10 protein-coding genes and 1 pseudogene are annotated in these 11804 nt (G+C 65.5%); 10 read left to right on the plus strand and 1 reads right to left on the minus strand.

Features of this window, described 5'->3' with window-relative positions:
• Positions 1-423 (plus strand): annotated as a pseudogene (locus ACZJYS_RS00560) (DNA gyrase subunit B); the annotation flags it as partial.
• Positions 424-1055: 632 nt separating this feature from the next.
• Here ACZJYS_RS00560 and ACZJYS_RS00565 read toward each other — a convergent pair.
• Positions 1056-1376, minus strand: a complete 321-nt coding sequence (locus ACZJYS_RS00565) for a helix-turn-helix domain-containing protein (protein WP_493175102.1) — start codon at positions 1374-1376, stop codon at positions 1056-1058.
• Between the two features lie 221 nt (positions 1377-1597).
• On the opposite strand from ACZJYS_RS00565, the gene ACZJYS_RS00570 reads away from it, so the two are divergent.
• From ACZJYS_RS00570 to ACZJYS_RS00610, 9 genes are all read left to right on the plus strand, one after another.
• Positions 1598-2077 carry a hypothetical protein gene (locus ACZJYS_RS00570; protein WP_493175104.1) on the plus strand — a complete coding sequence of 160 codons (480 nt, stop codon included), beginning with the start codon at positions 1598-1600 and terminating at the stop codon, positions 2075-2077.
• A complete protein-coding gene (locus ACZJYS_RS00575) occupies positions 2077-3366 on the plus strand; it encodes a hypothetical protein (RefSeq protein WP_493175105.1) in 1290 nt (429 codons plus the stop codon). The genes ACZJYS_RS00570 and ACZJYS_RS00575 overlap by 1 nt, the downstream gene beginning before the upstream one ends.
• Positions 3367-3492: 126 nt before the next feature.
• Positions 3493-3723, plus strand: a complete 231-nt coding sequence (locus tag ACZJYS_RS00580; RefSeq protein WP_493175107.1) for a hypothetical protein — start codon at positions 3493-3495, stop codon at positions 3721-3723.
• A gap of 413 nt (positions 3724-4136) precedes the next feature.
• Positions 4137-4418, plus strand: coding sequence for a hypothetical protein (locus ACZJYS_RS00585; protein WP_493175109.1), 282 nt, complete (start codon positions 4137-4139; stop codon positions 4416-4418).
• A 288-nt stretch (positions 4419-4706) separates the two neighbouring features.
• Positions 4707-5081, plus strand: coding sequence for a hypothetical protein (locus tag ACZJYS_RS00590; RefSeq protein ID WP_493175110.1), 375 nt, complete (start codon positions 4707-4709; stop codon positions 5079-5081).
• Positions 5082-5137: 56 nt separating this feature from the next.
• Positions 5138-6052 carry a 3'-5' exonuclease gene (locus ACZJYS_RS00595; protein WP_493175112.1) on the plus strand — a complete coding sequence of 305 codons (915 nt, stop codon included), beginning with the start codon at positions 5138-5140 and terminating at the stop codon, positions 6050-6052.
• A gap of 224 nt (positions 6053-6276) precedes the next feature.
• Positions 6277-8301 carry an ATP-dependent nuclease gene (locus ACZJYS_RS00600; protein WP_493175113.1) on the plus strand — a complete coding sequence of 675 codons (2025 nt, stop codon included), beginning with the start codon at positions 6277-6279 and terminating at the stop codon, positions 8299-8301.
• A gap of 5 nt (positions 8302-8306) precedes the next feature.
• Entirely contained in the window at positions 8307-10211 is a 1905-nt protein-coding gene (locus tag ACZJYS_RS00605) for a UvrD-helicase domain-containing protein (protein ID WP_493175115.1), read from the plus strand.
• Between the two features lie 83 nt (positions 10212-10294).
• Complete coding sequence (locus ACZJYS_RS00610; protein WP_493175116.1) at positions 10295-11797, plus strand: class I SAM-dependent methyltransferase; 1503 nt, start codon at positions 10295-10297, stop codon at positions 11795-11797.
• Positions 11798-11804 lie beyond the last annotated feature (7 nt).

The raw sequence follows: 11804 nt of genomic DNA on the forward strand, positions 1-11804 counted from the left end.
GGCCGCACCGTGCGCGGCGTGGCCGACCGCCACCGGCTGGACCCCGCCGCCCTGCGCAGCCCTGAGGCGCGTTGGCTGGTCGAGCGTCAGGCGGCGCTGGCCGCCGCCTGGGCGCAGCCCGCAAGCCTGGCGCTGGATGGGCACCCGCTGGAGGTGGCCGGCCCGCTGGCCGCCTTCGACCGTCTGCTGGCCCAGGGCCGCAAGGGCCTCGCCATCCAGCGCTTCAAGGGGCTGGGCGAGATGAACCCGGACCAACTCTGGCAGACGACGCTCGACCCCGCCGCGCGCACCCTGCTGCAGGTGAAGATCGAGGATGTGGAGGATGCCGAGCAGGTCTTCTCCACCCTGATGGGCGACGTGGTGGAGCCGCGCCGCGAGTTCATCGTCGGCAATGCGCTGAAGGTCGCCAACCTCGACGTCTGAGGCGCCGTGAGTGGTCCGTTAACCTAAACCTGCGAAACCGTACTCTTTAATTGCTAAACTTTCTCACTTTGAATCTGTGGGGCGCCAATCGAAGTTCGGAGACTGTCGCCCTTGAGGTTCCAATCATTCACCTCAGCAGATTGGATCAAGACGAGCTGGACTTCCTGGGACGATTGTCCCGGGAGGACTGGCATCTCGATCCTGGTGGGCCTTGCTATGTGTCTTGCTGCTATGAGCACGTTTGGCCGCATCGCATTCACCGCAATGCTGTGCTTGCTGCGCTTCCATCGCTTTGCTGTCCAAGAAACCAACAAGTAGGCTGGCATCCCGCTCGGACTAAGCTTTAGCGCGACGGTTATAAGGTGGTGAGCAGGAGCCACAGCTCGGCTATCGAACCTCTCCTAATACAGTGAGGTGAAGAAAGAAAACGCTGCACTGCTCCGCCTAGGCTCTGTAGCTGAGTTGCAGCACGGATCTAGGTCGGAGGCGGAGATCACCCTGACGACAAATTGGGTTCGGGGCTTTCCTCGAGCCAGTGATCTGGCAATGCACCCTGTGGCAGCGAATGATACCCATTCGACGTCGGAACTAGGCTCGGTTTTGCCACTGAGTGGCTTGGACCTTGACCGGCGTCACGTCGATGAGGTGCCACTATCCTTGGCCTCTGCGGCAATCGATGCGCGAGCCATTTCTTCGTCTAAAGCACGATCAGTATCCGTGCCCTTGAGGATCTGAACGCCGCCTCGAATCTGGCGGTCGCCTCCAGATAGCACGACGCCACGCTGCTCTAAGGATTTCAGCAAGGCTGACACTGAACTGAGGCTTGCCCCCATCTCGCCGCTTTCGAGCCTCTGCAGCGTGCTTTTGGAGACATTCGCTGCCTTAGACAATTCTGCTTGGCTCCAGCCAGCCAGGATACGAGCTGCTGCTATGAGGCGGCCGTAAGGAATCACAGGGGGATCAGCCGATAGGGGAACATGGCCCCCATTCTTGCAAACTGAGCGGCTAGAACCAGTATGGTGCCGAAGTAAAGTTTTTAGCTTCATATATGATACCAAATGAGCCATATATGCCGTAGAAAGCGTCACGGTTTGTTGTCGCTCTAGGCTGTGGGTCGCAAGAACCACCTTTGAACAGCCAGGCAAAAGTGCGACTCGGCAGCTTGGAGCATGCTATGCCTGAGATTGATGAAGGCTTGTTGCTGAATGCCTCCATGGACCCCTGGTGCCTCATCAACCTCACCACCGGCTACGAGCACCTCTTCGGCTTCGCTATCCAACACGCCGGGACCGGCGGCCTCTCCTGGGTCCTGAGCACGCCGGTCGTCTGGATCGACGCCGCAACCGGCCGCGCCCAGACCGAGAGCGGCAGGCGGTACACGTTGGGTCGCGAGGTGACCCCCGAGACCTTGCCAACTCTTGAGGCCAGGATTGCCTTCGCCTTACTGGTCGAGCCTCAACTCACGGACCCGCTCCCACTGCCGCCGGTCCCCAAGGACTTACCGGCCGCCCGCAAATGGGTGGTCGCCTGCAAGATGGCCCGGCATCTCGGGGTCGAGCCGCCGCCCTTCAAGGATGAGGCCGCCGTGGCGCATTTCCTTGGCGCCAACATGGAGCGGTACTGGCATCTGCGCGACGGCCGGAAGCCATCCTGATGCGCCCCGAGCTCGAGGAGATCCTGCGGCGCCGCTATCCTTCGCTCTACGACCGAGCCCCTCGGAAGCCCGGAAAGGAATCGGCACCCTTCAGCCCTGACCTCGGCGACGGCTGCTTCGCTATCCTAGTGGCGCTATCTGAGGTCATCGATCGGCACGCGAGCGCTGCCGGGATGGAGTACCTGGAGGTCCTGAAGATCTCGCCAGGGGGTCGGGGCGGCCTGCACTACCATCTCATTCGGGAGGACCACTTCATCCGGGGCGCCATCACGGCCGCCAACCATCTGAGCCTCGCGGTGAGCACATTGTCCGGGCGGCCGGGCAGGCCAATGGTCAGCCGGAGCAAGGATACGGTTGTGCTCGCTCCCGACGAAGTGGATGGCCACGAGCCGGTTCCGCCCCACTACCTCCGGCCGCTTCGCCCTCCCATCGGCGCCGGGCAGGCGCGGGCGCTGGGCCTCCTCGGGCGGCGGTGGGGCGACTGGGTGGAGCACGGCATCAGCGTGCCTGCCGGGTGGGTGGACTTGGCTGACGTCGTGCTCACCGCCTTCGCGCGGCAACGGCGCAGGATCGATTGGATCCGGGCGTGGGACGACGGCGCGACTGGCCAGCTCATCGTCGAGTGGGACCGCTACAGGACGTCGGCCACCGAGGCAGGCGCCGTCGCCTTCGTCGTCACCATGGCCGCTCTCACCGACCCGGTCACCGGCGCATCCGGGCCGGTGGACAACACCGGGGCGCCTGCCTGGTGGCGAAGCACCGCAGGGGATCATGCGGGGCTGCCGGTTCCTTGGGGCACCTACGACAGCACCGGCGCCTGGCACTCGCGCGAGGATATGGTCTGCGGACCGGCGCCTGGGCATCCATCGGCAGGCGCGCTGTCGAAGGCTGCGCATGGCGGCGCCGGTGAGATGCAGCTGACGTTGAAGCCTCACGTCGCCCAGGTGGTGCGCCAGATGGCGCGCAAGGCGGGTCAGGACGGGTGCGCAGCCTTCCTGACCAAGATGCTTGGTGTGCTACCGGCACGGCCTGAGGAAGCCTGCGCTGGAGGTGAGGACGCTCATCCGCACGCTCTGGATGAGAAGATGGATCACGTTGGCTCCGAGGCCGACGCGTCCATTCGCACGCTGGCGACCACCGCTCTCAGGGAGCTTACGGCCGCTGCGGAGGTTGCTCGGACGACGACCCGCCAGCAGAGCGTGCTTACGGCTCTGGAGGCGGTCGATATGCTCCTGCGCAGCCTGGATGCGGAGGTGCTGTCTGCCGACCAGATGGTCGCAGGTGGCTAACAGGATGCAGTGGGCAACGGTCCCCCTCTGCTCGGAACCCGATGCGCGGGGTTCCAATCTCCGCCTGCAGCCAGTTCTGTCGTCGCGCGCCCACATGCCCACGCCGCATCCACGGGCACGGCGATGATGCTGCGGATGGTCGCCGCTGGCCTGGCTGGCCTGCTGGCAGGCTGTGGCGCCCTTGCATGGGCGGTGTCGGTCGTCAGCAATGGCACGGACACCGGCGCGCCGGTCCTGGCCGCCCTGGTCATGTGGGCAGCGGGCATTGCGACCACGGCGTTCGGAGCCGGTGGCGCCGTCTTCTACGGGATCGGGCTGGCGCAGCTCTGCTGGAGCGACATGCGGGGGCGCCGGTGATGCCCTCGCGGCCACCATCGCGCATGGCGGCGACGACATCGCCGGGCGCCGTTGCTTGGAACGGCCGCTTGGTGGACTGGACGGCGCCGCGCGGGATGTGGCGGCCAAGGATTGGCGCGGTCTCGTCAGGGTCCTGCGCCTGCTGGAGGAGTTCTGGCCGGGCTGCACCGAGTACAACCCGGACACAGGCCGAGCGTATCGCCGTGCCAGAGGCAGGCCGTCGATGAGGAGCCTGTCGATCCAACGGCGGGGCGCGTCGCCATCAATGGCAAAGAGGTGGATGACATGCTGCTGATGAGGACGGTCCGGCGCGGGCTGCGCTCGAAGACTGCCAGAAGCGGCCGCCCGACATCTAGCTACCCACGGCTCACCTACCTATTTCCTCACGCATGCCTCGCTCCCCTGCTGCCGACTTGGCGCCCCTCATCAAGCTGCTGCAAGCGGGTGTCCCGCCCGAGCGCGCTGCCAACGAACTCTCTCGCGTTCTGGCGATTTGGACAGCCGAGCTCAAGGACGACGACGAGCAGCTCCAGGAGCGGCTCTCGGGCTTGGCCGAGCAGATGACGATGGGGATCGAGGAGATGCACGAGGGCATCGCCGAAGCGAGTGACAAGGGGAAGCCCACGCTGCGGCGGATCCTGGCGACGCACGAGGCGGTGCTGGACGCGGTGCGGAAGGCGCAAGGGGCAGGATAGGTCTCTCCATCGCTCCGCCCGGACAACTTCCCCGGTACTGACCTGCCCCGGCTCTACGCAGGCTTAAAGAGCACGATAATGTTTCGCTGTTATCGTGCCTAAATGTCCGAGTGCACTTGTTCGCCTCATTTAGGCGCGAAGTGCAGGGGGTGCCTGAACACTTCGGCAGAGGTCAGGTTGGCCGGTGGACGTGATGAGGCGTCGGAACCACCACGTCATGACCAAGCCAGGGCTGCCACCAGCATAGGCGCCATGCTGGCGAAGCGCCAGCGGTGCTATGATAGGGCAATGCCTGCCTCGCCCCCTGCTGACCGACAAGCCGAAATGCTCACTGCTCCTGAACGAGACCTCCTCCGGCGCGAGCTGTGCGTGCGGTTCGGCAACCCACCCAAGCTGGCGGATGGCATCTTCCTACGGGTGTGGCGCAGCGGGCCGCTGGCCGGGCAGCCGAAGGTCCCGAAGGCGATGCAAGGATTAGTGGATCGCGGCCTCATGGAGGTGCGCGCTGGTTCGCCTCACATGGCCCGCGCCCACTTCACGGAAGCTGGCCTCGTGGCGCTGCGCTGGCTGGCGGCGCAGCGTCGCGGGCTCGATCCGGTGGAGTTCGCGCATGTCCGGCAGGAACTCGGAATGGGGGCGCCGGACCCGACCAGTCCTGAATAGTGGATTCACCTTCTGATCCACTGGCATCCGGAAGCGTGGGGCGGCAAGGAAATCGCATGCCGCATGACGTCGTGACAGGATTGGACCCAGGCCAGCTCGAGCAGATGGCGGCTGCACTCGAAGCCAGCGGCCAATATCGCGTGCTGCGCCGGGTTGGCGCCCATCGGCCTGCCGATATCCCCGCCGGTACCCGGACCCGCCTCGGTATCCTCCTGGACCTCGAGACCACCGGGCTCGACGCGACGCAGGACGAGATCATCGAGATGGCCATGCTGCCCTTCACCTACGGGCTGGATGGCAGCATCTACTCGGTAGGGGAGGCGTTCAGTCGGCTCCGGCAGCCGTCCATCCCCATCCCGGCTGCGGTCACGGAACTGACCGGCCTAACCGACGAGGCGGTGGCTGGGCACAGCATCGACCCGGCCGAGGTGGCGCGGTTCATCGAACCGGCCGCCCTCGTGATCGCCCACAACGCCAGCTTCGACCGCCGGTTCGCCGAAGCCTTCTGTGCCGCCTTCATGGCGAAGCCCTGGGCTTGCTCGCTGCATGGTGTCGACTGGGCGGCCGAAGGATTCGAGGGCAGCAGACTGGGCTACCTGGCGATGAAGCACGGGCTGTTCTTCGACGGTCACCGCGCCATCCACGACTGCGAGGCGACGTTGCAGATCCTGGCGCGGCCGCTGCTCCGCTCCGGCGTCACCGGCATGGCCCGACTGCTGGAGCATGCCCGGCGCCCGAACTGGCGCATCTGGGCGGTGGAGGCGCCGTTCCACCACAAGGACACCCTCAAGGCGAGGGGCTATCGGTGGAATGGTGATGCGAACGAGCACCCTCGGGCTTGGTACATCGACGTGGCGGAGGATGCGCGGGAGGCGGAGTGCGCCTACCTATACGAGAGCATCTATGGGCGCGTAGCCAACCTGACCAAGAAGAAGGTGACCGCTTACGAGAGGTTCTCTGCGCGGGCGTAGTAGCGAACTGTATGCCTCTGGCGATGCGGAAGCATGGTCGGCGCGGCATGCGGGAGGACCCGCGCCATTGCTGCCGCGGCGCCAGCCAGGGCTCCGTTTCCGCTGCATTGCGCGTGCGCCACCCCTAATGGAGCCGGAGTGCTCAATGCGGGTGTACAGGCACCGGTTCTTCTCGTATCCGGTTCGTGTGCAAGCTCACGAGACGGCCGTTAGGGCAAGGATTCGTGCCGCTTTTCCTTTGCACGACCACCCTCCAGCCACCGAGCGACCGCATCGTGTTGATCGAAAGCGTTACTGTTTCAGGTTTCCGGTCTTTTGGCCATACTCCTTGCCAAGTGGCCGTTGGCCCTGAGATCACGACTGTCGTCGGCCCCAACGGTGCGGGGAAGACGGCCTTCCTCCAGGCCCTGGCCAAGATGTTCGGGGTCAGCCGGGCCCAGCGCACAATCTACCGGTCCGACTTTCACCTGGCGCAAGGCGATGACCCTGATGACCGGGAGCGCAAGGACCTCTTCATCGACGTGCTGGTCGCCCTGCCGGAACTGACCGATGGGACGGCGACGCCGGAGACCATCGCGCCCATGTTCCGGCACATGCTGCTCACCCGGGCTGACGAGGACCCAGTCGTCCGGCTGCGCCTCGAGGCGCGGTGGGAGGATGACATGACAGCTGACGGCGAGGTTTCGCAGGAACTGTTCTGGGTCACTTGCCTGGACGCTGTGCCTGCGCCCGAGAAGAAACGTGCTGTTGCGCCAGCGGACCGCGGCTTGATCCAGCTGTATTACACACCGGCGAGCAGGGACGCCGCCGCGCAGGTCCGGGCAAGCACTGGCGCGCTGGCGGCACGCCTTCTTCGGGCCATCGACTGGGGTGCGGACACGAGGACGGCGATCGAGGAGGCGGGCGAGAGCCTGGATGACGTCTTCGCGGCCGAACCTGCGATCACCGCGCTTACCGAAGCGGTTCAAGCTCGATGGTTGGCGCTGCACGACGGAGCAGTCGACACCAACCCCCGTCTCAGCTTGATCAGCCGCCGATTCGAGGAGGTGGTGAGCCGAATCGCCGTCATGTTCGAGCAGGGGCCAGATGGCCGCGACCGCACTCTGGGGGTGCTGAGCGACGGCCAGCAATCCCTTTTCTACTTTGCTTTGGCTGCCGCAGTGTTCGACATGGAGCGCCAAGTGGTTGCGGGGGAAGTGGCTGGCTTCCTTGACGATGCCCTGTCGATACCCGCCTTGACGATTTTCGCCATGGAAGAGCCGGAGAACCACCTTTCTCCTTTCTTCCTTGCCCGCATTGTCAACCAGGTGCGCTCGCTGACGGGCGCCGGTGGCGCGCAGGCCATCATCACCAGCCATTCCCCCGCTGTGCTGAGCCGGGTGACGCCGTTGGAGGTCCGCTACTGCCGCTGTGACCCGGTCACCCGCGCGTCGTCGCTCAAGCAGATCACGCTGCCGCCCGGCAGGGACGAGGCCGCCAAGTTCGTTCGGGGCGCCATGCAGGCTTACCCGGAGCTCTACTTCGCCCGCTTCGTGGTTCTGGTAGAGGGGGATTCCGAGCAGGTAGTGCTCCCGCGTCTCGCTGAGGCGCTCGACCTCATGATCGACCCGGCTTTCGTGGCCATCGTGCCGCTCGGCGGGCGCCACGTGCAGCATTTCTGGCGGCTGCTGGCCGACCTGGGCATCCCGTACGCAACCCTGCTGGACCTCGATCTAGGGCGGAACGGCGGTGGTTACGGCCGCATCAAGACCGCGATCCAGAACCTGCTCCAGATCGCGGTGCCCAAGGAGGAAATCCTGAGCATGGCGGATGGGACGGTTCTCTCGGACGATGGTTTGGCAGGCATGCACACTTGGAAGAACGAGCACCTGGAGAGTTGGGTCAGGCGCCTCGAGGGCTTCGGCGTTTTCTTCTCGGCGCCGCTGGACCTCGACCTCACCATGCTGCATGCCTTCCCGGACGCCTATGCCGCAACGATTCAGGAGGGGGGCGGACCACGGATGACGGAGGAGAAGGCCGCCGAGGCGGTCCTTGGTACTAAGGGCGCCGGAGTCGAGGCGTACCGAGGAGACCTCTCAGGTTATTTGGCTATCCTGCCCGCCTACCGGTACCACTTCCTGACCCGCAGCAAGCCTGCCACCCATTTAGCGGCGCTCACCCACCTAGAGCCTTCGGTCCTGAAAGCGGGTATGCCGCCCATCCTGTCCAAGGTGCTCTTGCACGTCGCCGAGAACCTCCGCCGGGACTGAATGCAATGAAGTCCTTGCGCCGGGTCATGCCTGCCGACTGGAAGCCTATCGGCGTCGCCGAACTCGAACCGGACGCCGACGCCGTGGTCCGGTCGATGCACAGTTTCTCCGTTATCGCGGGACCCGGTGCTGGCAAGACCGAGTTGCTGGCGCAGCGCGCGGCCTTCGTCCTGCAGACGGGCGCATCCGCCGCGCCACGGCGTATTCTGGCGATAAGCTATAAGCGCGAGGCGGCGCGTAACCTCTCCACTCGGGTGCAGGCGAGGTGCCATGGCACCCACTCTGCCCGCTTGGACTCGCTCACATTCGACGCCTTCGCGAAAGGCATTGTCGACAGGTTTGGCCAGTCTCTGCCTCCCCGTTGGCGGCCCCGGCCAGACTACGAGATCATGCAGGCAGGTGACGCGCTGTACCGCAGGTTCCTCGGGAGGGAAGTCGGGAGCCCACCGGCTTCCGTGGGCACCGACGCTGACATCGAGGCAATCAGCGCGAAGCAGTTCGAGCGGATTCACCTCCTTGGCAAGCCTCTTCCGGTTGAAGGCTGGGACAAGCCGACGCCGGGCCAATGGGCGGCAGACCGCTTCTGGCAGTCATCGCTGCACGAAGGCATGAAGACGCGCCTGTCGTTTCCCATGATCGGCCGACTGGCGGAACTGCTGCTGCGCTTCGTCCCCGTCGCACGCACGGCATTGCAGCTGACATACTCCCACCTGTTCATGGATGAGTTCCAGGACACGACTCAGGTCCAGTACGACCTGGTGCGCACGGTCTTCTGCGGCACAGACGTGACCATCACGGCGGTCGGTGACAACAAGCAGCAGATCATGCGCTGGGCCATGGCCATGCAGGATCCTTTCGCCGCCCTGGAAGGAGACTTCGGTGCCAGGCGGAGGGCGCTGAAGAACAATTACCGGTCGTCTCCTGAGCTGGTGAGGATCCAGCATGCGCTGGCCAAGGCGCTCGACCCCACGGCGGCTGCGCCCGTCGCTAAGGCCGTGTCCACAGTGGCGAAGAACAGCTGTGCGATCCTGGACTTCGAATCTCCGGAAGCCGAGGCATCCAAGCTCGCGAACCTTGTGCGGGCAGAAATGAAGAAGCGCGGACTCACTGCCAAGGACTTCGTGCTCATCGTCAGGCAGTTACCTCACGTCTACGCGCCGCCTCTGGAGCAGGCGTTCCGTGCTGCGGGCATAGCCTTGCGCAACGAGGCGGCAAAGGTGGGCGAGGTGGTGCTGCAGGAGCTCATGGTGGACGAGGCATCGGATCTGGTGCTGGCTATGCTGCGCCTCGGAGCGACGAACCCCGCCGGGCGAACCTGGAGCGACTGCATGGAGGCGCTCGGCGCCCTACGTGGGGTAGCGACTGATGATGGAGTTGGCCAAACACGTTTAGCGAAGGAATTGGACGCCTTCGTACTCGGGCTGATGCGCGGCCACCCGGCACCGCCTGCGTCTGTGATCGAGGCCAAGGAAATTGTGGCCGAAGTCCTTTCGTTCGTGGGACGCCAACGTTTGGTCGCGGTCCACCCGGCCTACGCGCAGGGCGACTGGTTCGCCCATATCGAGCACGCCGTGGCAGTGCATCTCGCCGCCTCATCGCAAGGCGCGGTTAGCTGGACAGCAGCCCTAGACGCCTATGCGGGTGTCCACGCTGTGCCGCTCATGACGATCCACCGTAGCAAGGGGCTTGAATACCACACTGTGATCTTCGTGGGGCTGGACGACGGCGCATGGGCCCGCAGTCTCAGGGAAGACGAGGCGGAAGCGGTTGCCGGGTTCTTCGTCGCATTCACTCGCGCCAAGCAGAGGGTGCTCTTCACCTACTGTGCCCAACGAGGAGCCAAACTCGCGGTCGACGGCCTGTACCAACTGCTGCTTGGGAGTGGAGTGCAGATCTTTCAGGTGAAGTAGATGACTTACCTACTCCCAGCGAATCAGGTCTTGGTAGGTGACCTCTTGCTGCTCTCGGAGTCTATCTCCGCTAGGCTCCCCAGGTGCAGCCCTCCGTCGTCTCCTGGTACGATTCGAATGCCTCCCGGCTAGCTGGCACCTACGAGGCCGTCCCGCCGACGGTCACCCGTGACTGGCTGACTGACCTCCTTCCGAGCGCGCCCGCCGTCATCATCGACGTCGGCGCAGGAACGGGTCGGGATGCGGGTGCCTTCGCCGCCGCAGGCTACGAGGTCATCGCCGTCGAACCCCCTTCCGGCATGAGGGCCGAGGCCGAGCGGCTGCATCCTTCGCCAAGGATTCGCTGGCTCTCCGACAGCCTGCCCGGCCTAGCGACGACATCGCGCTCCGGCGTCACCGCCGACGTCGTATCCTTGAGCGCGGTCTGGCAGCACGTCCCACCGGCGGACCGGCCCCGGGCCTTCCGAAAGCTGGTGGGACTGCTGCGGTCAGGCGGCCTGCTGGTGATGACGCTGCGACATGGACCCGACGACGGCTGCGGCGGCCATCCCGTCAGCCTTGCCGAAGTCGAGTCCTTAGCTCGGGCTAACGGCATGCATGTGGTCCGGGCGGTGCCGTCGCCGGACCTGCAAGGGCGCCCGGAGATCTCCTGGACGGCCGTGGTCCTGCGCCTGCCGGATGATGGGACCGGCGCCTTGCCGCTGCTTCGGCACCTCATCCTCATGGACGCCAAGAGCGCGACCTACAAGCTGGGGCTGCTTCGGTCCCTCTGCCGGGCGGCCGACGGCTCTGCCGGGCTGGCGGAAGAGGATGGTGACGACCATGTCCGGCTGCCGTTGGGCTTGGTCGCCTTGAATTGGCTGCGGCTCTACCTGCCCCTGGCGAAGGCGGACCTGCCGCAGGCGCCCGGCAATCGTCGCGGCGCCGAACGGCTCGGCTTCGCCGGTCCAGGCTGGCAGGCCCTCGCGGCAGGCGCCCTCTCGGCGCTCGACCTGCGGGTCTGCGCCGTGCTCAGCGAAGCGGTTGCCCGTACTCTCCATGAGGCGCTCCGGGAGGCTGCTGACCACATCTGCCGCATGCCCGCGAATTACCTGACGTTCCAGGGAAGCGGCCGAATCCTTGAGACCGCTCGCGCGAGGGCGACACGCCCTTCAGGCGCCGTGGCGGTGGATGGCGCCTTCCTGTCCGCCTTCGGAAGCATGCGGGTTCCGCGGCACCTGTGGACGGCGATGCAACGCTTTGCGGTCTGGGTGGAACCGGCGCTCATCTCCGAGTGGGCGCGCCTCATGCAAGGATACGCCGCCACGCAGAGCAGGGCGGTAGACCCCCGCGCCGTGGCCGCGGCGATGACCTGGTCCGACCCTGTGCGCGACGTCGCCCTGCCGCGCTCCCGGGCGCTGGCGCTGATGGAGGGCGGGACAGGGGTCCACTGCGTGGAGAGCGGCAAGCGGCTGGCGCCGGACACCCGGATGTTGACCACTTCCTGCCGTCTGGACGAAACGAAACCCATCCGTGATCATGCGATGGCCAGCGGAACTGGAGCCGGGGAACGCTGCGAAATCATGATGGAGGTAGTCCCGCGGTGAACAGGGC

This window comes from Roseomonas sp. TS2 (assembly GCF_058833935.1).

Bases quoted from the DNA above. Each gene is read 5' to 3' on its own strand.
- ACZJYS_RS00570 (WP_493175104.1), top strand. From the start codon at position 1,598: ATGCCTGAGATTGATGAAGGCTTGTTGCTGAATGCCTCCATGGACCCC.
- ACZJYS_RS00575 (WP_493175105.1), top strand. From the start codon at position 2,077: ATGCGCCCCGAGCTCGAGGAGATCCTGCGGCGCCGCTATCCTTCGCTC.
- ACZJYS_RS00580 (WP_493175107.1), top strand. From the start codon at position 3,493: ATGCTGCGGATGGTCGCCGCTGGCCTGGCTGGCCTGCTGGCAGGCTGT.
- ACZJYS_RS00590 (WP_493175110.1), top strand. From the start codon at position 4,707: ATGCCTGCCTCGCCCCCTGCTGACCGACAAGCCGAAATGCTCACTGCT.
- ACZJYS_RS00595 (WP_493175112.1), top strand. From the start codon at position 5,138: ATGCCGCATGACGTCGTGACAGGATTGGACCCAGGCCAGCTCGAGCAG.
- ACZJYS_RS00605 (WP_493175115.1), top strand. From the start codon at position 8,307: ATGAAGTCCTTGCGCCGGGTCATGCCTGCCGACTGGAAGCCTATCGGC.